The sequence below is a fragment of the Acidimicrobiales bacterium genome, assembly GCA_016794585.1.
Classification (GTDB): Bacteria; Actinomycetota; Acidimicrobiia; order Acidimicrobiales; family DATDAH01; genus JAEUJM01.
Genome location: JAEUJM010000043.1, coordinates 152,002 through 175,173, shown reverse-complemented (window position 1 = coordinate 175,173; position 23,172 = coordinate 152,002). Strand labels below are relative to the sequence as shown.

The following is a 23,172-nucleotide window of genomic DNA, read 5'->3' as shown; positions in this document are numbered from 1 at the left end:
CCGTGACCGACGAGCCGCTGCCGCCGGCGACGCCGCGGCCGCTCGGCGCCCTGGGGCCCATCGCCCCGCTCGCCTTCGGGTGCTGGCGCTTCCGGGACGACGACCTGGCGGGGGCCGTCGCCGCGGTCGGTGCGGCGGTGCAGGCGTTCGAGGTCGCAGGGGCGCGGGTGCTGGTCGACAACGCCGATGTCTACGGCGAGCGGGCGGAGGGCGGCGCCGAGGCGCTCCTCGGCCGGGTGCTCCGTGAGGACGCCACGCTCCGGGACCGGGTCCTGATCGCGACCAAGGCCGGCATCCGACCCGGGCGCTACGACGGGAGTGCCCGGCACCTCACCGCGGCGTGCGAGGCCTCCCTGCGCCGGCTCGGGGTCGACGCCATCGACCTGTTCCAGCTCCATCGGGTCGACCTGTTCACGCCGGTGGCCGAGACGGCTGCGGCCTTGAGCGCCCTGCGCGACGCCGGCACGATCCGCGAAGTGGGCGTGTCGAACGCCACGCCGGCGCAGCTCGACGACCTCGAGCGCCACCTCCCCTTCCCGATCGCCGCCGTCCAGGCCGAGTGCTCGCTGCTCGACCACCGCCCGCTCTTCGACGGCACCCTCGACTGGTGCGCCCGACGCGGTGCCGCACCCCTGGCGTACAGCCCGCTCGGGGGTGGGCGCCTGGGCGAGCGCTCCGGTGAGGTGCGCCCCGATCTGGCTGCCCGGCTGGACTCGCTGGCAGGGCGCGAGGGCGTCGACCCGGTCGCGGTCTGCCTCGCGTTCGTCGCCGCTCACCCGTCCCGGCCGGTGCCCATCGTCGGCTCCCAGCGGCCCGATCGCCTGGTCGCCGCCGCGGCCGCACCCCGTGTCCGCCTCGATCGCAGCGACCTCTACGGGCTCATCGAGGATTCGCGCGGCTACGAGATGCCCTGACCCACTAGATGCCCGGACGCGGCCGACCCCGGCCACTGGGGCCGGGGTCGGTCCGGGTCACACTCAGGGTGGAGGCGAAGGGATTTGAACCCTCGAAACCTCCTGCATGCCATGCAGGCGCTCTACCAGGCTGAGCTACGCCCCCTGGGGTGCGGGGGCACACGATAGCAGCACCACCCCCGGCCTCCGCCAAGCCGGAACGGGTTCCGGGCGGCGAGGGTGCCGTCGGTACGATCGGGAGATGGACGAGCAGCCGTACGACTTCCGTGCCATCGAGGAGAAGTGGCAGGCCCGCTGGCGCGACGAGGGCACCTACGAGGTCGACAACGACGACCCGCGCCCGAAGTCCTACGTGCTGTGCATGTACCCGTACCCCTCCGGCGCCGCCCACATGGGCCACGTGCGCAACTACACCTTCGGCGACCTGCTCGTCCGCTACCGCACGATGCAGGGCCAGGCCGTGCTGTCGCCCATCGGCTTCGACTCGTTCGGCCTGCCGGCGGAGAACGCCGCCATCAAGACCGGCGAGCACCCGCGCCCGTTCACCGACGCCAAGATCGAGGAGCTGACGTCGTCGCTGCAACGCCTGGGTGCGGTCTACGACTGGCGGCGCGTGGTGAAGAGCCACGACCCCAGCTACATCCACTGGACCCAGTGGATCTTCCTCCGCTTCCTGGAGGCGGGCCTGGCCTACCGGCGCAACGCCCCGGTGAACTGGTGCCCGGGTTGTCAGACCGTGTTGGCCAACGAGCAGGTGCTGGCCGACGGCACCTGCGAGCGCTCGGGTGACCTCGTCGAGCGACGCGACCTCGAGCAGTGGTTCTTCCGGATCACCGAGTACGCCCAGCAGCTGCTCGACGACCTCGAGGACCTGGACTGGCCCGAGCGGGTCAAGACCATGCAGCGCAACTGGATCGGACGGTCCGAGGGTGCCGAGTTCGACCTGGCGCTGGCCGACGGCGGTGGGACGCCCCGCGCCGACGGGTTGGCGCTGCGGGTGTACACGACGCGCCCCGACACCAGCTTCGGCATGACCTACGCGGTGATGGCCCCCGAGCATCCCCTCGTCGCCGAGGTGACCACCGAGGCGCAGCGGGCCGAGGTCGACGCCTTCGTGGCCAAGGTCCGCCAGGCCAGCGAGCTGGAACGGGTGTCGTCCGAGGGGGGCCTCGAGAAGCGGGGCGTGTTCACGGGGTCCACCGTGATCAACCCCTTCAACGGCGACGCCGTCCCCCTCTACCTCGCCGACTACGTCCTGATGGGCTACGGCACGGGCGCGATCATGGCCGTGCCCGGGGGCGATCAGCGCGACTGGGACTTCGCCAAGGCCTACGACCTCCCCATCATCCCCACCGTGCAAGCGCCCGAGGACTTCGACGGCGAGGCGTACACCGGCGACGGTCCGGCCATCAACAGCGAGTGGCTGAACGGCCTGCACAAGGCCGACGCCATCGCCAAGGCCATCGAGTGGCTGGAGGCCGAGGGCCACGGCCAGGGAACGGTGAACTACCGCCTGCGCGACTGGCTGCTGTCCCGCCAGCGCTTCTGGGGGTGCCCCATCCCGGTCGTGTACTGCCCCGACCACGGCGCCGTGCCCGTGCCCGACGACCAGCTGCCCGTGCTCGCACCCGACGACGTCGAGTTCCGTCCGACGGGGGAGTCGCCGCTGCGGTTCCACGAGGGCTTCCTGGCCACGACCTGCCCCACCTGCGGCGGGCCCGCCACGCGCGAGACCGACACCATGGACACCTTCGTCGACTCGTCCTGGTACTTCCTGCGCTTCGCCGACCCCACCAACGAGGACGCCCCCTTCGATCCCGCCGCAGTGGCCGAGTGGCTGCCGGTCGACCAGTACATCGGTGGCATCGAGCACGCCATCCTCCACCTGATGTACGCCCGCTTCTTCACCAAGGCGCTGGCCGACCTGGGGGTCGCCCCGAAGGAGCTGCGTGAGCCGTTCGAGCGGCTGTTCACCCAGGGCATGATCCGCATGGGCGGCACCAAGATGTCCAAGTCGAAGGGCAACCTGGTGGCGCCCGAGCCCTTCCTGGACGCCATGGGGGCGGACTCGCTGCGCCTGTTCCACCTCTTCGCCGGGCCTCCCCAGGACGACATGGAGTGGAGCGACACCGGCATCGAGGGCTGCTCGCGCTTCTTGCACCGCGTCTGGCGCCTCGCCCTCGGCGAGGTGGCCGGCGAGATCGTGGACCGCGAGCCCACCGCGGCCGACGCCGAGGTCGAGTCGTCGATGCACCGCCTGATCCAGCGGGTCACCGACGAGTACGAGCGCTGGTCCTACAACACCGCGGTGGCCGGCTTCATGGAGCAGACCAACCTGCTCTACAAGTACGTCCAGTCACCCGAAGGGGCCCGCCGGGCCACGCTCGACGAGGCCGTGGACTCGCTGCTGCTGCTCATGGCCCCCATGACGCCGCACCTCTCGGCCGAGCTGTGGGAGCGTCGCCGTGGCGGCCACGTCCACGCGGAGTCGTGGCCCGTCGCCGACACGACCAAGGTCGCCCGCGAGGTCGTCACCCTGGTGGTGCAGGTGAACGGCAAGGTGCGGGACAAGCTCGAGGTGTCGCCCGACATCAGCGAGGCCGACGCCGAGGCGGCCGCGCTCGCCTCGCCGAAGGTGCAGGCCTTCCTGGACGGTGGGGCGCCCCGCAAGGTCATCGTCCGCGTGCCGAAGCTCGTGAACCTGGTGGTGTAGCCCGCGCTCAGATGGCCTTGAGCGCCTCGATGATGGGGAGCCAGGTGTCGGGGGCGCTCTTGTAGGGGGCGTAGAAGCTGACCCGGTCGATCACGCCGCCGAAGCGGTCGTGGAGTTGCGGGGCGATCTGGTCCGGGGGGCCCTGGACGGCGAAGGCGTCGAGGATGTCGTCGTCGATGAGTTCGCCCATCTCCTCCCACTTGCCCTGCTTGGAGAGCACGTTGAGCTCGGTCTGGAGGTCGCCCCAGCCGTGGTGCTCGAGCACGCCGCGGTACGCGGGGGTGGAGCCGTAGAAGGCGATCTGCTCTCGTACCCCCTTGGCGCTGCGGGCCACCTCCTCCTCGGTGGTGCCCGTCACCATGAAGGCGGGGAGCGAGAGCTGGAAGGCGTCGTCGAGGATGCGGTCGCGCTTGGCCAGGCCGCGCTCGAGGGCCGGGACCGTGACCTCGCGCAGGTAGGACTCGGTGGTGAAGCCGTGACAGAGGATGCCGTCGGCGGTCTCGCCGGCGACTTCGGTCATGAGCTGGCCGACGGCGGCGAGGAAGACCTTGGGCTGGCCATGGGGGTTGGGTCCCGGGTCGAAGAAGTGCGTCATGAGGGTGTGCTGGTAGAAGTCGCCGCGGAAGTCGAGCTTGTCGCCGGTGTCCCAGGCGTCCCAGATCGCACGCATGGCCAGGATGAACTCACGCATGCGGGGCGCCGGGTGCGACCAGGGCATCGAGAAGCGCTTGGTGATGTGGGCCTTGATCTGCGAGCCGAGGCCGAGCAGCAGCCGCCCGCCCGAGTACGCCTGGAGGTCGTAGGCGGTGTTGGCGAGGGTCATGGGGCTGCGGGCGAAGGCGACCGCGATGCCGGTGCCGAGCTCGATCTGCTCGGTGGCGCCGGCGCCGAGCAGCAGCGGCAGGAACGGGTCGTGGCTCGTCTCCGCGGTCCACACGCCGTCGTAGCCGACGGCCTCCGCATCGCGCGCGGCGTCGGCCGCCTTGCTGAGGTCGAAACCGAGTCCTCCATCCACCAACACGGGTCGTCCACCTTCATTGCTCGGGGCCGGGGCGCCGGTGACGCTACCGTTCCGCCGGGATCGACGAGACCGTGGGGGCCGGGATCGAGTGGACGCACTGAGGGCGGGCATCGGCGGGCACCCCGCGTTGCGGCGCGCCCGCTCGGTCGTCGGGCCGGCCTTGGTCCTGCTCGTCCTCCAGGTGGCGCTCTTCCCGGTCCCGGCCGGGGTGTTCCTGCGGGGGATCGTCATCGGGCTGCTCGGCGCGCTGATGGCGGTCGGCATGGCCCTGATCTACCGGGCGAACCGGATCCTGAACTTCGCCCAGAGCGACCTCGGCGGCATGCCCGGCGCGCTGGCGGTGCTGCTCGTCACCTTCAGCGGCCTCAACTGGTTCCTCGCCTTCGGCGCCGGACTGGCCGCCGCCGTGGTCCTCGGACTGGTGGTCGAGCTCGGCATCATCCGCCGCTTCAGCCGCTCGCCCCGGCTCGTGCTGACCGTGGCCACCATCGGGCTGTCACAGCTCTTGGCGGTGGGCGCGCTCCTCCTGCCGAAGCTCTGGGACGAGCGGCCCAACACCTTCCGCATCGACGTGCCGTTCGACCTGCGCTTCGAGGTCGACCCCATCGTGTTCTCGGCCAACGACGCGCTGGCCCTCGTCGTGGCGCCGCTGGCGATGCTGGCCGTGGGGCTGTGGCTGCGCTACACGCCCGTCGGGGTGGCGGTGCGGGCCAGCGCCGAGAACGCCGACCGGGCCAACCTCCTCGGCATCCCCGTGCGTCGGCTCCAGACCGTGGTGTGGGTGGTGGCGACGGTGCTGTCGTTCGTGGCCATCTTCTTGCGCGCCGGCATCGTCGGCCTGCCCTTCGGCTCGGCGTTCACCTTCACCCTCCTGCTCAGTGCGCTGGCGGCGCTGACCCTGGGCCGCTTCACCGATCTCCCCGCCGTGGCGGTGACGGCCGTCGCCCTCGGCGTGCTCGAGATCGCCGTCGACTGGAACGCCGACAACCCCTTGATCATCGACCCGATCATCGGCGCGGTCATCTTCGTGGGGCTCCTCGTGCAGCGGCGGGGGAACACGCGGGCCGAACGCGACGAGAGCTCGAGCTGGAGCGCGGTGGACGATGTCCGCCCCATCCCGCCGGAGGTGCGGGACCTGCCCGAGGTGCGCGCCGTCCGTGTGCTCGGCACCAGTGCCGTCGCACTGGCGGTGCTGGCCTTGCCACACCTGCTCGGCACCGAGGACTCCCTCAAGGCGTCGGCGGTGCTGATCTTCGCCCTCGTCGGGCTCTCGGTCGTGACCCTCACCGGTTGGGCCGGCCAGGTGTCGCTCGGCCAGATGGGCTTCGTCGGTGCAGGCGCGGCCGTCACCGCCGTGGCCACCAGGGACTGGGGCCTCGACCTGGCTCTCGCCCTCCCGCTGGCCGGTGTCACCGGCGCGCTCATCGCGCTGGTCGTCGGCCTGCCCGCGCTCCGGCTGCGGGGGCTCTTCCTCGCGGTCACGACGCTCGCCTTCAGCCTGGCGATGTCGTCGTACTTCTTGAACCAGGCCTTCTTCGACTGGGTGCCGAGCGGGCGCATCGAACGTCCACCGCTGTTCGGTCGGATCGACCTCGACTCGCCGACGCGCATCTACTACCTCGTGTTGGCCGTGCTCGTGCTGGTGCTGATCGCTCTGCGGGGCATCCGTGCCAGCCGGACGGGCAGGGTGCTCCTGGCACTCCGGGAGAACGAGCGGGCGGCCCAGGCCTTCGGGGTCAACGCCACCCGGGTGAAGCTGCTGGCGTTCGCGCTCTCGGGTGCGGTCGCGGCGATCGCCGGCGGCCTGCTGCTGGAGCACCAACAGGCCTTCACCCCGGCGCTCTACGGGCCCTTCGAGAGCGTGAACGTCTTCATCGCCACCGTGATCGGCGGTCTCGGCACCCTCGCCGGCGGCATCCTGGGCGCGCTGTTCCTGCGCAGCGCCCAGTGGTTCCTCCCCACCGAGTGGCAGGCCCTCGCCGCCCCCGTCGGCGTCCTCTTCGTGCTCCTCGTGCTGCCGAGCGGGCTCGGCGGGCTCTGGTTCCGGGGTCGGGACGCCGCGTTGCGCTGGGTCGCCGTTCGCCGGGGCCTCCTGGTGCCGAGCCTCGTGGCGGACGCGGCACCCGACGATCCTGCACCGGTCCCTGACCAGCCGACACCCGCGCCCGACGAGGCGGCGGCCTGATGGGCGACTCGACGACGACCGCCTCGTCCCCGCCGAAGGGGCCGCGCTCGTGGGCGGGTCAGACCGCCGCCGCGATCGCCCACCCCGGCAAGTGGCTGTTCGAGGTGACCGGCGGGGGGCCGGTGTTCCCCATCGTCGTCCTCTTCGGCCTCAACGCCGTCGACGAGCTGGACCGCACGGCCTTCGGCATCCTGCTCCCCGACATCCAGGAGAGCTTCGGGCTCGACCTCCAAGGCGTGCTGGCCCTCGTGGCGGTGGTCCTGGCCGGGGCGCTCGCGCTCCAGGTGCCCATCGCCCACCTGGCCGATCGCCACAACCGGGTGATGATCACCATCGTCGGGGCGATCTCGTGGGGGATCTTCTCGGTGCTCACCGGCCTGGCCACGAGCGTGGTGATGCTGGCCGTGGTCCGGGCGGGCTCGGGCATCGGCAAGGCGGTGGTCGACCCCACCCACAATTCGTTGATCGCCGACTACTACGGGGTCGAGGCGCGCCCGCGGGTGTACTCGCTGCACCGGGCCGCCAACGTCCTCGGCCAGATGCTCGGGCCCCTGTTGGCCGGCCTCATCGCCTACTCCTGGGGCTGGCGCGCGCCGTTCATCCTCTTCGCCATCCCCACCTTCGTGTTCGTGGTGCTCGCGTTCCGTCTCCACGAGCCCGTGCGGGGCGCCCAGGAGCGGCGCGCCATGGGCGCCTCCGAGGATGCCATCGCCACCGAGGAGGCGCCCCCGTCGTTCGCCGAGTCGTGGCGGATGGTGTGGCGCATCGAGGCGCTGCGTCGCATCTGGTACGCCCTGCCGTTCCTCGCCGCGTCGCTCATCGGCTTCGTGTCCCTGGCATCGCTCCTCTACGCCGACGTGTTCGACCTCGATGAGCGTGCCCGTGGCTTCGTGGCCGCCGGCGTGGAGCCGCTCCAGTTCGCCGGCCTGCTCATCGGTGCCCGGGTGGGCACCCGCCTGATCGCCCGGGACCCGGGCCTCGTCCTGCGCTTCGTGTCCGTCGTGGCGCTCGTGACCTCTGGGCTGAGCCTCCTGTTCGCGATGGCGCCCAACATCGTGGTGGCGGTCATCGCGAACGCGCTGATCTCGGCGTCGCTGGCCATCATCGGGCCCGGGGTCCTGGCCGCCCTGTCGTTGGCCATCCCGCCCCGATCGCGCTCGATGGGATTCTCCGTGGCCTCGCTGTGGGTGCTCCCCGGGCTCATCGTGCTGCCCCTCATCGGTTGGGTGGGTGACACGTGGGGCATCCGCCTCGGCATGGCCGTGATGACCCCGGTGTTCCTCGTCGGGGGGCTGGTGATCGCCGGCGCCGGCAAGGTCATCGGCCGCGACATCCAACAGGTGTGGACCACCGCGGCGGCCCGATCGGAGGCGCTGTGGGAGCGCCGCCACGGCAACTCCAAGATCCTCCTCGTGCGCCAGCTGAACGTCGCCTACGGCGGTGTCCAGGTGCTCTTCGACGTCGACTTCGAGGTCGAGGAGGGCGCGGTGGTGGCGCTCCTCGGCACGAACGGCGCCGGCAAGTCCACCCTGCTCAAGGCCATCGCCGGCCTGGTCCCTGCCGACCGCGGGGCGGTGATCTTCGACGGCCGGGAGGTGACGTTCGCACCGCCCGATGAGGTGGCCGGCCACGGGGTCGTCCTGATGCCGGGCGGCGCCGGCGTGTTCCCGAGCCTGACGGTGGCCGAGAACCTGGCCGTGGCGGGGTGGCTGCACCGCAGCGACGGTGACGGCCCGACCCTCGAGGAGGCGGCGGCGCGCTTCCCGGTCCTCGGCGAGCGCCTCCACGACCCGGCCGCCAACCTCTCCGGTGGGCAACAGCAGATGCTGGCCCTCGCCATGGCGCTGCGCACCCGCCCCCGCCTCGTGATGATCGACGAGCTCACCCTCGGCCTGGCCCCGGTGATCGTCGAGCAGCTCATCCCGGTGATCGGCGAGCTGCGCGACGCCGGTACCACCGTGATCCTCGTGGAGCAGTCGGTGAACCTGGCCCTCACCCTCGCCGAGACGGCCTACTTCATGGAGAAGGGCGAGATCCGCTTCCACGGCCCGGCCGCGGAGCTGCTCGAGCGGCCCGACCTGCTGCGGTCGGTCTTCCTGGAGGGCGCCGGGTCGGCCCCGCCGCGGTCCGACGGCACGGCCGACGCCGACGCCGGCGCCGACGGCGCGGTCGAGGCCGAGGAGACGGACGGGCACCCGTTCCCGGTGTCGCCCCGCCCTGCCGCCACACCCGAGAGGACCGAGCACGACCGCGCCGATGGCCAAAGCGCCGAAGGCGAAGGCGGCACCGCCCCGGCTGCCAACGTCCGTGCCGCGCCCGGGGGGGCGGCGCTCACCACCGTGGACCTCGGTGTCTCGTTCGGGGGGATCCGGGCGGTCGACGGCGTCGACCTCACCGTGGCGCCGGGCGAGATCGTGGGCCTGATCGGGCCCAACGGCGCCGGCAAGACCACGGTGTTCGACCTGATCTCGGGGTTCACGCCCGCCGCCTCCGGCCGGGTGCTGCTGGGGACCCATGACCTCACCGGTGCCGGGCCCGACGAGCGCGCCCGACGCGGCCTCGGACGATCGTTCCAGGACGGACGCCTCTTCCCGGCCCTCACCGTGGCCGAGACGCTGGCGGTCGCTCTCGAGCGGTGGGTCGAGGTGCGTGACCCGCTCTCCGCCGCGCTGCGCCTGCCCAACGCCTATGACGCCGAGCGGAGCGTCCAGCGTCGCGTCGACGAGCTCGTCGAGCTGATGGGCCTCGGCGCCTTCCGCAACAAGTTCGCCCGCGAGCTGTCCACCGGCTCGCGCCGCATCGTCGACCTCGCCTGCCTGGTGGCGCATCGGCCCACGGTCATCCTCCTCGACGAGCCGTCGAGTGGCATCGCCCAGCGCGAGACCGAGGCGCTCGGGCCGGTGCTCCTGCGCATCCGCGACGAGATGGGGGCGGCGCTGGTGATCATCGAGCACGACATCGCCCTGGTGCGATCGGTGGCTGACCGACTGGTCGCAATGGACCAGGGGCGGGTGGTGGTCGAGGGCGACCCGGACGACGTGCTCCGCCACCCGGTGGTGGTCGACTCCTACCTCGGGACGAGCGAGGTGGCCGTGGCGCGCTCGGGGACCGCTCCGGTCCGATAGGTTCCCCGCCCGAGGGCGCGGGGGGTCGCGCCACCAACAGGGGGTAGTGATGCTGTCGAGCAGTAACGAGGGCGGTTCCGGGTCGAGGGGCCAGCTGCGGCGCTGGGGGCCGCTCGTGGCCATCGTCGCCGTGGTGGCGATCGCGGTGGGCGCACTGGTGCTGACCGGGGGCGGTGACGACGAGGATGCGTCGTCGACGACCACCACGTCGGCGTCCGGCGCCGACACGCTCACGAGCGACGACCTCCCCGAGGGGGTGCTGCCCTTCAGCGTGGCCGAGGCCGAGGGCATCGAGGTGGACTGGCCGGACACGTGCGACACCGAGCGCGGCCAGGTGGCCTACCCCAGCTACTTCGCGCCCGAGTGCTTCGCCCCGTTCGAGGGCGACAACGGCGGTGCCACCGACCAAGGGGTCACCGAGGACAGCATCAAGCTCGTCTGGTACCTCCCGCCCGACGTCGACCCCATCATCGACTTCATCAGCGAGGGGATCTCCGACGACACGGGGGCCGACACGCGGGCGACGGTCGAGGGCTTCAACGAGTTCTTCGCCAACTTCGCCGAGACCTACGGGCGCACCGTCGACCTCGAGTTCTACGAGGCCACCGGCACCGCCGACGACGAGATCGCGGCCCGCGCCGACGCCGTGGCCATCGCCGAGGAGGCGGAGCCCTTCATGGTCCTCAACGGCCCGCAGCTCACGAGCGCCTTCGAGGAGGAGCTCGCCGCTCGTGGCGTGTCGTGCCTCCAGTGCGGACCGACCCAGCCGCAGTCGTTCTACGAGGAGACCGACCCCTACCTGCTGACCATCACCATGAACAACGAGCAGGGCCAGTACCACACGGCCGAGTTCCTCGGCACCCAACTGGCGGGGAAGCCCGCCGAGTTCGCCGGCGAGGACCTCGCCGACACCGAGCGTTCCTTCGGCCTCGTCTACCTCGACTCGATCGAGAACTCCGACGAGGCGCTCGACACCTTCGAGCAGCGCCTCGACGAGCAGGGCATCACCCTCGCGGAGAAGGTCGCCTACGACAGCCCCGTCACCCTCCAGACGACGGCGGCGAGTGTCATCGCCAAGCTGAAGGACGCCGGCGTCACCTCGGTCATCTTCGTCGGCGACCCGGTCGCGCCACGCGAGCTCACCCGTGAGGCCACGGCGCAGGAGTACTTCCCCGAGTGGATCATCACGCCGGCGTCGGTGCTGGTCGACACGAACGTGTTCGCCCGCACGTACGACCAGGAGCAGTGGTCCCATGCCATGGGTGTGAGCACCGGCGCGGCGAAGACCGACCCGTCGACGCAGGGCAGTGCGTTCCTCTACGAGTGGTTCTTCGGCGAGGAGCCGCCCGCCGACGACACCGTCGCCCTGCTCTCCGCCAACCTCAACACCTTCTACAACGTCGTGCAGGGCGTCGGCCCGAACCTCACCCGTCAGGGCTTCCGGGACACCATCTTCGCGGCCGAGCCGACCCGATCGGCGGTGACGCAGCCGTCGCTGTCCTGGGGCGACAAGGGCATCTGGCCCGAGACGGACTGGCTCGGCATCGACGACACCACCCTGGTCTGGTGGAACCCCGATGCCGAGGGTCCCGACGAGCGCGGGGACGTGGCGGCGGGGATGTACGAGTTCGTCGACGGCGGCGCCCGGTACCTGCCCGGGGAGTGGCCCGACGAGGCGTTGGGACTGTTCGACCCCGATGGGGCGGTCACCATCTACGAGGAGCCGCCGCCGGGCGAACAGGTGCCCGACTACCCCTCACCCGCCGGCTGAGCGTCGGCGCCGTCCGGGAGCCGCCCCGGGCGGCGCGTCAGCCGTCCTGGTCGCGGAGGAAGCGCTCGAGCTCGGCCGCGAGCTCGTCGCCGGTCTGCATCTCGAGGGGGGCGTCCTCGTCTCCCTCGACCCACTCGCCGCGAGCCTGGGCATCGACGTGGGCCTCGAGCTGGGTGACCAGCTCCCGGTGCTCGTCGCTCTCCGCCACGAGGCCGTCGAGGCGCAGCCGGGTGGCCGCGGCCTCGTCGTGCAGCTCCTGGCTGTCGAGCACGAGACTCCCGATCTCGGCGAGTCCGTCGACGAGGGCGGCGGCCGCGGCGGGATAGGGCATGGCCGCGGCGTAGTGGGGGACCTGCGCCCACAAGCCGACGGCGGGCAGGCCGACCTCGGCGCACTGGCGCTCGATGGCCGCCTGGACGCCGGCGGGCACGTTGATGGTGCCCCCGACGGGGCTCCCGACCCGCTGGGCGAGCTCGGGGGTGGTGGCGGTGGACGCCAGCTGGGTGGGGCGGGTGTGGGGGACCGGTGCCGGGTAGGCGCCGAGGCCGAGGACGAGACGGGTGCCGAAGTCGAGGGCGAGGTCCACGGCCGCGGCGGAGAAGGCCCGCCAGGTGTGGTCGGGCTCGGCGCCCACGAGGAACAGGAGGTCGTGGCCGGCGTCGTCGGTGGCGGCCCGGAGCTCGATGGTGGGCCAGGTCAGCCCGGTGTTCACGCCGTCGACCAATTCCATCGTCGGGCGGCGGGCGCGGTGGTCGAGCAGCTCGTCGGTGTCGAACGAGGCGATGAGCACGGAGTCGAGGAGATCGTCGAGCGCAGCGGTGGCACGCGCTGCCCCCGCGCCGGCGTCGATCCAGCCCTCGAGCGACATGATGAGCACGGGTGCGTCGAGCTCGACCCGCTCGTGGATCTCGTACAGGGCCATCGACCTCAGGCCGTCCGCTCGAGCGCCGCGGCGGCGGCACGCGCCAACGCCTCGACCTGCTGGGCGAACACGTCGAACTCCGGCCCGCTGCGGCCCTCACCCATGGCACCGCCCACGTAGCGGGCGTACACGCCCTGGACGATGCAGGCGAGCTTCCAGTAGCCGAAGGCGACGTAGTAGTCGATGCCCGACAGGTCGAGTCCGGACGTGTCGGCGTAGCGGTCGAGCAGGTCGGCTCGGCGGGGGAAGCCCTCGACGGTGGTCGGTGCGTTGGCCAGGATCTCGTGCTCGTCGCCCGGCTCGGGCCAGTAGACCATCAGCAGGCCCACGTCGGCGAGGGGGTCGCCCAGGGTGCAGATCTCCCAGTCGAGCACCGCCACCACGTCGCCGTCGGGACCGAGGAGGCAGTTGTCGAGCCGGTAGTCGCCGTGGACGATGCTGGTGCGCGGCTGCGGCGGGATGGCGGCGAGCAGGCCGGCGTGGACCTCCTCGACCACGGGGAGTTCGCGCGTCTTCGACTTCTCCCACTGGCCGTGCCAGCGCTTGAGCTGGCGGGCGATGTAGTCCTCACGCCGCCCCAGCTCGCCCAGGCCCACTGCGTCCACGTCGACCCGGTGGATACGGGAGAGCACGTCGACGATGGACCGGCCGGCCGCGCCGCGCTGCTCGGCCGTGAACGAGTCCCGGGCGATGTCGGCGTTGCGCACGACGGTGCCGTCGACGAAGTCCATGACGTAGAACGGCGCGCCGTTGACGGTGTCGTCGGTGCAGAGGCCCCGGGTGACGGGGACGGGAACGTCGGTGGGGCCGAGGGCGCTGATGATCGAGTGCTCGCGGCCCATGTCGTGGGCCGTGGCCAGCACGTGGCCGAGGGGCGGGCGCCGGAGCACCCAGGCGCCCTCGCCGGCGCCGCTCACCCGGTACGTCAGGTTCGAGTGGCCGCCGGCGATGAGATCGAAGGCGAGCGGGGCCTGCGCCTCGGGGACGTGGGTCGAGAACCACTCGGTGACCCGCTCGGCGTCGACTCCCTCGACGTCGTGGCTCATCAGTTGCTCCCCACGGCACTTCCCCTGTCGGTCTGATCCCTCGGTCGCGGCCAACCTACCGGGAATGTCACCCGTGGCCCCGCCGTTGAAGGGCCCATGGTCGACGTCACCGATGCCACGTTCGGAACCGAAGTGCTGGAACGCTCACACGAGCATCCCGTGGTGGTCGATCTGTGGGCGCCCTGGTGCGGACCCTGCCAGCAGCTCGGCCCGCTGATCGAGGAGGTGGTGGACGCCACCGGCGGCCAGGTCGTCCTGGCCAAGGTCAACGTCGACGAGAACCCACAGGTCGCCCAGGCCTTCAAGGTGCAGGGCATCCCTGCCGTGTTCGCCCTGAAGGACGCCCAGGTGGTGGACAGCTTCGTCGGGGCACAGGGCCGCGAGGCGGTCACCGCGTTCGTGGAGGGCCTCCTGCCGACCGAGGAGGAGAGCGAGCTGTCCGCGTTGGTAACCGCCGGGGACGAGCGCTCGTTGCGCCAGGCCCTCGAGATCGACCCGGGTCACGAACCGGCCGTCCTGGCGCTGGCCGAGCTGCTCGTGTCGCAGGAGGTGGCTGCCGGCGACGAGCAGGCGCAGGAAGCGCTGGCCCTGCTCGCCCGCATCCCCGAGACGGCCGAGACCCGCCGGATCGCCGCGCTCGCCCGCACCGGATCGCCGGCCGACGACGAGCTCACCGCCACCCTCGACGGTCTCCTCGCACGGGTGAAGCACGACGACGAGGCCCGTCAGGAGTTCGTGGACCTCCTCGACGTGATGGGGGCTGACGACCCGCGGACGGCCGAGTACCGTAAGCGCCTCACCGCGCAGCTCTTCTGAGCCTCGGCGCCGCAGCGACGGCGCCCCCACTTCCCCTCCCGTGACCCACCTCTGCCGGGAGGCCCCATGCCCGAACCCTCGGACGGTTTCGTCGATCTCGCGCGCCCACCCGCGCCCCGCACGCTCCGCGACCTCCTGCCCGGGGGTCTGGCGGCGCTCCCCGGGGGCCGCATCGTGGGGTTGGTCGCGGCGGCCGCGGTCGCGGCACTCCTGCTGCTCGTCCTGTGGCCACGGCCCGCGGCGCCCGACCCCGAGCTCTCGCTGCCGCGCGCCTCCACCACCCTCAGCCTCCCGCCCGTGAGCACGACCGCCACCACGCTCGGTGCCCTGGTCGTGGACGTCGTCGGTGAAGTCCGCCAGCCCGGGGTGCAACGGGTGGCCGCAGGGGCCCGCATCGCCGACGTCGTCGCCGCGGCCGGAGGCTTGACCGACCGCGCCGATCGGGCCCGCATCAACTTCGCGGCACCGGTGGTCGACGGCGAGCGGGTCTTCGTTCCCGCCGTCGGGCAGCAGGTCCCAGCCGTCGCCGTGGGTGCCGCGCCGGCCGGTGGAGGTGGATCACCGACACCGGGCACCGGGGGAGCAGGGGTCGCGGGAGCGGAGGACGGTGCTCCGGTCAACCTGAACACCGCCGACCTCGCGGCGCTCGACACGCTCCCCGGGATCGGTCCAGCGACCGCCCAGGCGATCATCGACCACCGCACTCAGCACGGGCCGTTCACCTCGGTCGACCAGTTGCTCGATGTCCGTGGGATCGGCGACGCCAAGCTGGCCGACCTGCGTGACCGAGTCGTGGTGTGAGCTCAGTGCGAGAGCCAGAGGCCCACGATGGCCAGTCCGACCACGATGCCGCCCCAGATGCCGACGAGCACGAGCCCGAGCTCCGCGGCGTAGGTGCCCCAGGTGGCGTCGACGTCCTCGGTGGCACGCCGGGCGGCCCACCGGCCGAGGAAGAGCCACAGGGCGAGGCTGGACCCGACGGCGACGAGCAGGTTCAGCGGATGCAGGAACCACGGGAGACCAGCGAGCAGGGACGTGGGCGCCGCCAGGAGCAGCAGGAGGTAGGAGGCGAGGGTGGGCCGCACGCACGCGGATCCCTCGCACGGGTAGCCGTAGAACAACAGGCCGGCGAGCGCCACGAGGCCGGCGGGGAGCAGGAGGGCGGCCGCCGGGCCGAGGCGCCGGATCTGGCCGGGGCGGGCCACGACGGCATCGCCGGACGGCCCCCTGCCTCGCCGTCCCGGACTCGACGTCACCCTGGCGATGGTAGAGCCAGCCGCTACCGGGTGGCCGGACTCTCCGACGCCGCGACGGTGGCCCTCGCCACCGCGACCTGGGCCGGGGCCGCGCTGGCCCCCGCCGTCCCATGGACCCTCGTCGTGGTCCTTCTGGTCGCCGCCGCCCTCGTACCGCGCCCCGCGCTCTGGTGCGTGGCGGCCTTCGTGCTGGCCGGCACCCTCGGAGCTGCCGCCCACGCCGGGCTGGCCCCGCCCGAGCCCGCCCCGTACGACGGGTGGGCCACCCTCGTCTCCGATCCCGAGCCGACGAGGTCGGGCCAGCGCGTCGAGCTCCGGCTGGACGGGCGGCGCCTGGAGGCCTGGGCCCGGGGCGGGGCGGCGGGATCGTTGGTCGAGCGCCTGAGCGGCGAGCGCGTCGAGGTCTCGGGTCGCATCGAGGCCTTCCTCCGGGCGGACGAGTGGCGGGTGGCGCGTCACCTGGCCGGCCGCTTCGAGATCGTGTCGGTGCGGGCCTGGGAGCCCGGCCACCCCGTGACGCGGGCGGCGAACGCCTTGCGGCGGACCTTGGCGCGCGGCGCCGCCCCGCTGCCCGAGGACACCCGGGCGCTGTTCCTCGGCTTCGTGCTGGGCGATGACCGGGGCCGCTCCGAGTTGGTCACCGACGACTTCCGTGGGGCCGGGCTCACCCATCTGCTCGCGGTGTCGGGTCAGAACGTGGCCTTCGTGCTCGCCGTGGCCGACCCTGCGTTGCGCCGCCTGCCTCTGCGGGGCCGGTGGGTGGCCACGGTCGGCCTTCTGGTCTTCTTCGCCCTGTTGACCCGCTTCGAGCCGTCGGTCCTGCGGGCGACGGCGATGGCCGCACTCGTCACGCTCGCCACGACCTGGGGCCGCGAGGCGTCGAGCGTCCGGGTGCTCGCCCTCGCCGTCGCCGGCCTCCTCCTGATCGACCCGTTGCTCGTCGGGGCCCTGGGATTCCGGCTCTCGGTCGCCGCGTCGGCAGGGATCGCAGTCCTCGCGCCCCCGCTGACCCGCGCTCTGCCGGGGCCCCGCTGGCTCGTGCTGCCCTTGGCGGTGGGTCTGGCCGCGCAGATCGGGGTCGCGCCGCTACTTCTCGCCGGGTTCGGCGGGCTGCCCGTGGTGGCGCCCGCCGCCAACTTGGCCGCGGTGCCGGCTGCGGGGCCGATCAGCACCTGGGGGATGACCGCGGGGCTCCTCGCCGGGGTGTTCCCCGGCCTCGCCGGCATCCTCCACGTGCCCACCCGTCTGCTCGTCGGCTGGATCGCAGGGGTCGCCCGCGTGGCGGTCGCGCTGCCCCTGGGCCAGCTCGGCCCCGCCGGGTTCGTCGTGGTCGTGGGCGCGGGGGCCGCCGCACTCCTGGCCCGCCACCGCGGCCGTGTCGCCGCGGCGCGTGTGGGAGCGGCGGTGATGGCGGTGGCCCTGCTGGTGCCCGGGGTGACGCTGCGGCTGGGGGCCGCCCCGGTCCACGGGTCTCCGGCGGCCGACGCCGAGCTCTGGCGCTCCGGCCCGCAGGCGCTCCTGGTGCTGGGGGGCCGGACCGACGAGGGAGACCTCCTCCAAGGGCTCCGGGAGGCCGGTGTCCTCCACCTCGACCTCGTCGTGTGCCGCTCCCCGGCGGGAGCGCTGCACCAGGTGGTGGCCGACCTGCGCCGTCGCTACGGCCCGTTCGTGCTGGTCGCACCGAGCGATGGCGGGCTCCCCGGCGCAATTCAGCCGGAGAGCGGGTCGGACCTGCGCGTGGGCGGCCTGATCGGCCACGTCGAGGTCTCGTCCGACTCGGTCGACATCGAGGTGCGTCCGGCCCCCGGGGCCGACGCAGGCCCGGTGTAGCGTCGGCCACCGTGCAGCTCGCGCTCGGCCCCCACCCGTTCGACATCCGGTACCGGGCCCTCGTGATGGGCATCTTGAACCGGACGCCGGACTCGTTCTTCGACCAGGGGGGCTACTGGGACTTCGACGCGTTCCTGGCCAAGGCGGAGGCGCTGGTCGAGGAGGGTGCCGACTTCCTCGACGTCGGCGGGGTGAAGGCGGGCCCCGGCGAAGAGGTGACCGAGCAGGAGGAGCTCGACCGGGTGCTGCCGGCGATCGAGGCGCTCGCCGCCCGCTTCGACGTCCCGCTCTCGGTGGACACGTGGCGGGCGTCGGTGGCCCGCGCCGCGTATGCCGCGGGTGCGGTCGTGGGCAACGACATCAGCGGCTTCGCCGATCCCGACTACCTGCCGGCGGCCGCCGAAGCCGGGGCGTCGGTCGTCGCCACCCACATCCGCCTGGCCCCGAGGGTGCCCGACCCCGACCCGGTGTACGACGACCTCGTGCCGGACGTCTGCGCCTTCCTGGCCGACCGGGCGGCCCGGGCCGAAGCGGCCGGGATCCCCCGTGAGCGGATCATGGTCGACGCCGGTCTGGACCTCGGCAAGAGCGAGCCCCAGTCCCTCGAGCTCCTGCGGGCGTCGGACGCACTGGTCGCGCTGGGCTACCCCGTGTTCCTGTCGGCGTCGAACAAGCGATTCCTCGGCGCACTGGTGGGCACCGAGGTCACGGACCGTCGCGAGGCCAGCCTCGCCGCGCACGCCCTCGGCATCGGCCTCGGCTGCCGCATCCTCCGGGCCCATGACGTCCGCGGCTCCCGTCGCGTGGCCGACGTGATGGCGGCCGTGCTGGCCGCCCGCGGCGAGGCCGGTTCGGACGCTGAGGACGCCGCGGCAGTCGGCAGCGCTGCCGGGGGCAGGGCGTGATGGCCGGCGAGGCCACGATCCAACTCATCCGGGGTGACGACCCGATCCTCGTCGGCGACGAGGTGCGCCGGGTGGTGACCGCGCTCGTCGGCGACGGCGACCGGGGCCTGCTCGTGGACGAGTACGCCGGCGACGAGTACGAGCTCGCCGCCGCGGTCGACGCGGCCCAGACGCTGCCCTTCCTCACCGATCGCCGCGTCGTCGTGGTGCGCAACCTGGCCCGCTTCCCGAAGCTCGACGACCTCACCGCGCTGCTGGCGTACCTCACCGACCCGGCGCCGACCACCGCCCTGGTACTGGTCTGGGAGCCCGGACCCTCCGACAAGGGGCGCACCGGAAACCTCCCGAAGAAGCTCGTCGACGCGGTCAACGCCGCCGGAGGCGCCGTCACCAACACCACCCTGGCGCGGCCCGCGGACCGCAAGAGCTGGGTCGAGGCCCAGCTCGCCGGCGCCGGCGTGCGCCTGGACCGCGATGCCCAGGCGCTGGTCACCGACCGTCTGGCCGATGACGTCGAGCGCCTCGCCGGCCTCCTCGTCACCCTCGAGGGCGCGTTCGGCCCGGGGGCGCGCCTCGGGGCCGACGACGTCGCCCCCTACCTGGGGGAGGCGGGCTCGGTGCCGCCGTGGGAGCTCACCGACGCCATCGACAAGGGCAAGATCCCGCTGGCCATCGACCGGCTGCACCGCACGCTCGGAGCGGGCGACAAGCACGCCCTCCAGGTGATGGCCAGCCTGCACGGCCACTACAGCCGCATGGTCCGACTCGACGGGGCCCCCGTGAGCGGCGAGAAGGCGGCCGCCGAGTTGCTGGGGATGAAGGGCTCGACGTTCCCGGCACGCAAGGCCCTGGAGCAGGGCCGCAAGCTCGGCACCGAGCGGCTCCGCCAGGCCGTACACCTGCTGGCCAGGGCCGATCTCGACCTCCGGGGCGCGAAGGCATGGCCGCCCGAGCTCGTGATGGAGGTGTTGGTGGCGCGCCTCGCCCGGCTCAGCCGGCGCTGAGGCGCACCGGGGGGCTCAGGCCTCGGCGCTGGCCTTGGCGAGGCGCTTGGCCAGGCGGGACTTGCGTCGCGAGGCCTCGTTCTTGTGGATGACGCCCTTGGCCGCGGCCTTGTCGATCCGCTTCATGGCCAGACGGGTCGCCGCCTCGAGGTCCTCGGCGCCCTCCGCAGCCGCGGACTCGGCAGCCTTCACGCGGGTGCGCAACTCGGAGCGGACGGCCTTGTTGCGGATCCGCCGCTTCTCGTTCTGCTTGTTGCGCTTGATCTGGCTGGCGATGTTGGCCACGGGGGGAATGTCCTCTGGTCTGTACGGAGAGCCGGATCAGGATAGCGGGGGAGCGCTCCCGAAGGCACGTTCCAGGCGACCGACCCCCGGGGACGTCCGTCGCGGAGCCGAACGCCGGGGACGTCGGAGGCTGCGGAGCGGAGCGGAGCAGCGGCGGCGACGAACCGGATGCCGAAGGCGTCCCGACGAAGGAGGGACAAAGCCAACGCGGTAGCGTCCGGATCTGCTCATGGACCAGTCGCGCCTTCGCAACATCGCCATCATCGCCCACATCGACCACGGGAAGTCGACCCTGGCCGACCGCATGCTCGAGATCTGCGGCGCCGTGGAGGCCCGGGACATGCGGGCGCAGTACCTCGACTCGATGGACCTCGAGCGCGAGCGGGGCATCACCATCAAGCTCCAGAGCGTCCGCCTCCAGTACGGCGACTACGTCCTCAACCTCATCGACACGCCGGGCCACGTGGACTTCGGCTACGAGGTCAGCCGCTCGCTGGCCGCGTGTGAGGGGGTCATCCTGCTGGTGGACGCCGCCCAGGGCATCGAGGCGCAGACGCTCGCCAACTGCTACCTCGCCCTCGAGAGCGATCTCGAGATCGTGGCCGCGCTCAACAAGATCGACCTGCCCGCGGCGGAGCCCGAGCGCTACGCCGAGGAGATCGAGAAGGTCCTGGGCCTGCCCGCCGAGGAGATCCTGCCCATCAGCGCCAAGACGGGGGAGGGCGTGCGTGAGCTGCTCGACGCCGTCGTGGAGCGGGTGCCGGCGCCCGAGGGGGACGCGAACGCACCCCTCCAGGGGCTGATCTTCGACTCCCACTTCGACCAGTACCGCGGGGTGGTCAGCTCGATCCGCGTGGTCAACGGCGTCCTCTCGACCGGCGCGAAGCTCCGCTTCCTCCAGGCGGGTTCCACCCACGAGGCCGACGAGGTCGGGGTGCGCTCGCCCGACCCCACCCCGGTCGCCTCGTTGAGCGCCGGCGAGGTCGGCTACCTGATCGCGGGCATCAAGGACGTCGGCGAGGCCCGCTCGGGTGAGACCGTGACCACCGCGTCGAGGGGGGCCGAAGATGCCCTCGAGGGCTATCGCGACCCGAAACCCATGGTGTTCTGTGGGCTGTACCCGGTCGACGGCGACGAGTTCGCCACGCTCCGCGAGTCCCTCGAGAAGCTTCGGCTCAACGACTCGAGCTTCACCTACCAGCCCGAGACGTCCGGGGCCCTCGGGTTCGGGTTCCGCTGCGGGTTCCTCGGCCTGCTCCACATGGAGATCGTCCGTGAGCGCCTCGAGCGGGAGTTCGACCTCAACCTCATCGCCACCGCGCCCTCGGTGGAGTACCGCCTCGTGACCACGGGCGGCACCGAGGTCGTCATCGACAACCCGAGCGAGATGCCGCCCGCCGGCGAGATCGAGCGCATCGACGAGCCCTACCTCACCGCCACCATCCTCACGCCCACGGACTACACCGGCACGCTGATGGACCTCTGCCAGACCCGTCGCGGCGAGATGGTGAAGATGGAGTACCTGTCGCCCGAGCGGGTCGAGCTGGTCTACCGGATGCCCCTCGCCGAGGTCGTGACCGACTTCTTCGACCAGATGAAGAGCCGAACCCAGGGCTACGCCAGCCTGGACTACGACCCCGTCGGGTACGTGCCGTCCAACCTCGTGAAGGTGGACGTGCTCCTGAACGGCGAGCCGGTGGACGCCTTCAGCACGATCATGCACCGGGACAAGGCGCAGGACTACGGCCGCAAGATGACCGAGAAGCTGCGCGAGCTCATCCCGCGCCAGATGTACGACGTCCCCATCCAGGCCGCCATCGGAGGGCGCATCATCGCCCGCGAGACGGTCAAGGCCAAGCGCAAGGACGTCACCGCCAAGTGCTACGGCGGCGACATCACGCGCAAGCGCAAGCTGATCGAGCGCCAGAAGGAAGGCAAGAAGCGGATGAAGAGCATCGGGCGGGTCGAGGTCCCGCCCGAGGCCTTCGTGTCCGCGCTGCGCCTCGATGACTGACGCGCCTGGGGTCGCGATCGTCTGGTTCCGTCGGGACCTGCGCCTCGCCGATCACCCTGCGCTGGCGGCGGCCATGGCCGGGGCCGACCAGGTCCTGGCCCTCTTCGTCGACGACCCCCGCCTCCGCGGTCCCTCCGGCGCGCCGCGCGTGGCGTTCCTCGATGCCTGTCTCGAGGCCCTCGACGAGGGGATCGGCGGGCACCTCGTCCGTCGGTCCGGTGATCCCGTGGAGGTCGTGGTCGAGGTCGCGGCGGAGGTGGGTGCCACCGACGTGTACGTGACCGAGGACTTCGGGCCGTACGGTCGGGAACGTGACCGGGCGGTCGCGGAGGCGCTGGAGGCGCAGGGCGGCACCCTGCGCCGGGTGGGGACGCCCTACGCCGTCCCGCCGGGCACGCTGCACACCCAGGCGGGCGACCCGTTCAAGGTGTTCACGCCCTTCTGGCGGGCGTGGGACCCGCGGGCCCGGGAGACGCCGACGGCGGCCCCGACGGTCGCCTGGGTCGCCGGTCTGGCGAGCAGCCGACCGAGCCCGGTACCGCCGCCCGAGGGCGTGGTGCTGCCGGCGCCCGGCGAGGAGGGCGCCCATGCACGACTCGACGGGTTCCTCGCCGACGCCGTCCACCGCTACCACGAGGGACGGGACGAGCCCGGGGTCGACGGCAGCTCACGCCTGTCGCCCTACCTCAAGTACGGATGCCTGCACCCGCGTCAGGTGCTCGATCGCCTGGCCCCGGGGGAGCCCGGCCCCGATGCGCTGCGTCGTGAGCTGGCGTGGCGGGACTTCTACGCCGATGTCCTGTTCCACCGCCCCGACACCGCCCACCAGGCCTTCCTGCCCAAGATGCGGGCCATGCGCGTCGACGAGGGGCCGAGCACCGAGGGGCGCTTCGCCGCCTGGCGCGAGGGCCGCACGGGCTACCCCCTGGTGGACGCCGGGATGCGCCAGTTGGCCTCGGAGGCGTGGATGCACAACCGCGTACGGATGGTGGCCGCCAGCTTCCTCGTGAAGGACCTCCACCTCGACTGGGGGCGCGGCGCCGCCGTCTTCCTCGACCGCCTCGTCGACGGCGACCTCGCGTCGAACCAGCACGGCTGGCAGTGGGTCGCGGGCACCGGGACCGACGCCGCCCCGTACTTCCGTGTCTTCAACCCCGTCGCGCAGTCGAAGCGCTTCGACCCCGACGGGGCCTACCTGCGCCGATGGCTGCCCGAGCTGGCCCAGGTCGCGGCCCCGGCCGTCCACGAGCCGTGGAAGCTCCCGGGTGGGCCGCCGGGGGGCTACCCGATGCCCATCGTGGACCACGCGGCGGAGCGGGCCGAGGCCCTCCGTCGCTACGACGAGATCCGCTGACGGTCGAGACC

At 72.4% G+C, this 23,172-nt stretch carries 17 protein-coding genes and 1 tRNA gene; 12 read left to right on the top strand and 6 right to left on the bottom strand.

The features are described from left to right. Window positions 1-2 precede the first annotated feature (2 nt). The gene (locus tag JNK12_21500) at window positions 3-914 is read left to right on the top strand and encodes an aldo/keto reductase (protein ID MBL8778524.1); all 912 of its coding nucleotides are present in this window, start codon (window positions 3-5) and stop codon (window positions 912-914) included. A gap of 69 nt (window positions 915-983) precedes the next feature. Here JNK12_21500 and JNK12_21495 read toward each other — a convergent pair. After that, a tRNA-Ala gene (locus JNK12_21495) sits at window positions 984-1,059 on the bottom strand. Window positions 1,060-1,155: 96 nt separating this feature from the next. Between JNK12_21495 and JNK12_21490 the strand changes: the two genes are divergently transcribed. Beyond that, on the top strand, window positions 1,156-3,627 hold the full coding sequence (locus JNK12_21490; GenBank protein ID MBL8778523.1) for a leucine--tRNA ligase: 2,472 nt from the start codon (window positions 1,156-1,158) through the stop codon (window positions 3,625-3,627). A gap of 7 nt (window positions 3,628-3,634) precedes the next feature. On the opposite strand, the gene JNK12_21485 is transcribed toward JNK12_21490, so the two are convergent. Further along, window positions 3,635-4,648, bottom strand: coding sequence for an LLM class F420-dependent oxidoreductase (locus JNK12_21485; protein ID MBL8778522.1), 1,014 nt, complete (start codon window positions 4,646-4,648; stop codon window positions 3,635-3,637). A gap of 88 nt (window positions 4,649-4,736) precedes the next feature. Between JNK12_21485 and JNK12_21480 the strand changes: the two genes are divergently transcribed. Genes JNK12_21480 through JNK12_21470 form a run of 3 tightly spaced genes read left to right on the top strand, consistent with a single transcriptional unit; the run spans window position 4,737 to window position 11,729 of the window. Next, a complete protein-coding gene (locus JNK12_21480; GenBank protein ID MBL8778521.1) occupies window positions 4,737-6,833 on the top strand; it encodes an ABC transporter permease in 2,097 nt (698 codons plus the stop codon). Then, window positions 6,833-9,958 carry an MFS transporter gene (locus tag JNK12_21475; protein ID MBL8778520.1) on the top strand — a complete coding sequence of 1,042 codons (3,126 nt, stop codon included), beginning with the start codon at window positions 6,833-6,835 and terminating at the stop codon, window positions 9,956-9,958. Before JNK12_21480 ends, JNK12_21475 begins: the two co-directional genes overlap by 1 nt. Window positions 9,959-10,007: 49 nt before the next feature. Beyond that, entirely contained in the window at window positions 10,008-11,729 is a 1,722-nt protein-coding gene (locus JNK12_21470) for an ABC transporter substrate-binding protein (protein MBL8778519.1), read from the top strand. Window positions 11,730-11,766: 37 nt separating this feature from the next. On the opposite strand, the gene JNK12_21465 is transcribed toward JNK12_21470, so the two are convergent. Then, window positions 11,767-12,651 carry a PAC2 family protein gene (locus JNK12_21465; protein ID MBL8778518.1) on the bottom strand — a complete coding sequence of 295 codons (885 nt, stop codon included), beginning with the start codon at window positions 12,649-12,651 and terminating at the stop codon, window positions 11,767-11,769. Between the two features lie 5 nt (window positions 12,652-12,656). Beyond that, window positions 12,657-13,697, bottom strand: coding sequence for a phosphotransferase family protein (locus JNK12_21460; protein ID MBL8778517.1), 1,041 nt, complete (start codon window positions 13,695-13,697; stop codon window positions 12,657-12,659). A gap of 96 nt (window positions 13,698-13,793) precedes the next feature. On the opposite strand from JNK12_21460, the gene JNK12_21455 reads away from it, so the two are divergent. Both JNK12_21455 and JNK12_21450 read left to right on the top strand, forming a co-directional pair. Continuing rightward, window positions 13,794-14,513, top strand: a complete 720-nt coding sequence (locus JNK12_21455) for a tetratricopeptide repeat protein (GenBank protein MBL8778516.1) — start codon at window positions 13,794-13,796, stop codon at window positions 14,511-14,513. Window positions 14,514-14,579: 66 nt separating this feature from the next. After that, complete coding sequence (locus JNK12_21450; GenBank protein MBL8778515.1) at window positions 14,580-15,314, top strand: ComEA family DNA-binding protein; 735 nt, start codon at window positions 14,580-14,582, stop codon at window positions 15,312-15,314. Window positions 15,315-15,316: 2 nt separating this feature from the next. Here JNK12_21450 and JNK12_21445 read toward each other — a convergent pair whose 3' ends face one another. Then, a complete protein-coding gene (locus JNK12_21445; protein ID MBL8778514.1) occupies window positions 15,317-15,769 on the bottom strand; it encodes a hypothetical protein in 453 nt (150 codons plus the stop codon). A 30-nt stretch (window positions 15,770-15,799) separates the two neighbouring features. Between JNK12_21445 and JNK12_21440 the strand changes: the two genes are divergently transcribed. The 3 genes from JNK12_21440 to holA are packed head-to-tail and all read left to right on the top strand — an operon-like array spanning window position 15,800 to window position 19,508. Continuing rightward, on the top strand, window positions 15,800-17,599 hold the full coding sequence (locus tag JNK12_21440) for a ComEC/Rec2 family competence protein (GenBank protein MBL8778513.1): 1,800 nt from the start codon (window positions 15,800-15,802) through the stop codon (window positions 17,597-17,599). An 11-nt stretch (window positions 17,600-17,610) separates the two neighbouring features. Continuing rightward, complete coding sequence (gene folP / locus JNK12_21435) at window positions 17,611-18,504, top strand: dihydropteroate synthase (protein MBL8778512.1); 894 nt, start codon at window positions 17,611-17,613, stop codon at window positions 18,502-18,504. Continuing rightward, window positions 18,504-19,508, top strand: a complete 1,005-nt coding sequence (gene holA, locus JNK12_21430) for a DNA polymerase III subunit delta (GenBank protein ID MBL8778511.1) — start codon at window positions 18,504-18,506, stop codon at window positions 19,506-19,508. The genes folP and holA overlap by 1 nt, the downstream gene beginning before the upstream one ends. 15 nt (window positions 19,509-19,523) lie before the next feature. Here the strand turns inward: holA and rpsT are convergent, their stop codons facing one another. Next, window positions 19,524-19,793 (bottom strand): 30S ribosomal protein S20, encoded by a 270-nt coding sequence (gene rpsT, locus JNK12_21425; GenBank protein ID MBL8778510.1) that lies wholly within the window; start codon window positions 19,791-19,793, stop codon window positions 19,524-19,526. A 229-nt stretch (window positions 19,794-20,022) separates the two neighbouring features. Between rpsT and lepA the strand changes: the two genes are divergently transcribed. After that, window positions 20,023-21,807 (top strand): elongation factor 4, encoded by a 1,785-nt coding sequence (gene lepA / locus JNK12_21420; protein MBL8778509.1) that lies wholly within the window; start codon window positions 20,023-20,025, stop codon window positions 21,805-21,807. Continuing rightward, window positions 21,800-23,161: a deoxyribodipyrimidine photo-lyase gene (locus JNK12_21415; GenBank protein ID MBL8778508.1), complete on the top strand. Its 1,362-nt coding sequence runs from the start codon at window positions 21,800-21,802 to the stop codon at window positions 23,159-23,161. Before lepA ends, JNK12_21415 begins: the two co-directional genes overlap by 8 nt. Window positions 23,162-23,172 lie beyond the last annotated feature (11 nt).

What these genes read in the sequence shown, in the direction of transcription:
- JNK12_21470 (MBL8778519.1), top strand. Translation starts at nt 10,008, where the DNA reads ATGCTGTCGAGCAGTAACGAGGGCGGTTCCGGGTCGAGGGGCCAGCTG.
- JNK12_21415 (MBL8778508.1), top strand. Translation starts at nt 21,800, where the DNA reads ATGACTGACGCGCCTGGGGTCGCGATCGTCTGGTTCCGTCGGGACCTG.
- lepA (MBL8778509.1), top strand. Translation starts at nt 20,023, where the DNA reads ATGGACCAGTCGCGCCTTCGCAACATCGCCATCATCGCCCACATCGAC.
- JNK12_21475 (MBL8778520.1), top strand. Translation starts at nt 6,833, where the DNA reads ATGGGCGACTCGACGACGACCGCCTCGTCCCCGCCGAAGGGGCCGCGC.
- holA (MBL8778511.1), top strand. Translation starts at nt 18,504, where the DNA reads ATGGCCGGCGAGGCCACGATCCAACTCATCCGGGGTGACGACCCGATC.
- JNK12_21460 (MBL8778517.1), bottom strand. Translation starts at nt 13,697, where the DNA reads ATGAGCCACGACGTCGAGGGAGTCGACGCCGAGCGGGTCACCGAGTGG.
- JNK12_21490 (MBL8778523.1), top strand. Translation starts at nt 1,156, where the DNA reads ATGGACGAGCAGCCGTACGACTTCCGTGCCATCGAGGAGAAGTGGCAG.
- JNK12_21450 (MBL8778515.1), top strand. Translation starts at nt 14,580, where the DNA reads ATGCCCGAACCCTCGGACGGTTTCGTCGATCTCGCGCGCCCACCCGCG.
- JNK12_21465 (MBL8778518.1), bottom strand. Translation starts at nt 12,651, where the DNA reads ATGGCCCTGTACGAGATCCACGAGCGGGTCGAGCTCGACGCACCCGTG.
- JNK12_21455 (MBL8778516.1), top strand. Translation starts at nt 13,794, where the DNA reads ATGGTCGACGTCACCGATGCCACGTTCGGAACCGAAGTGCTGGAACGC.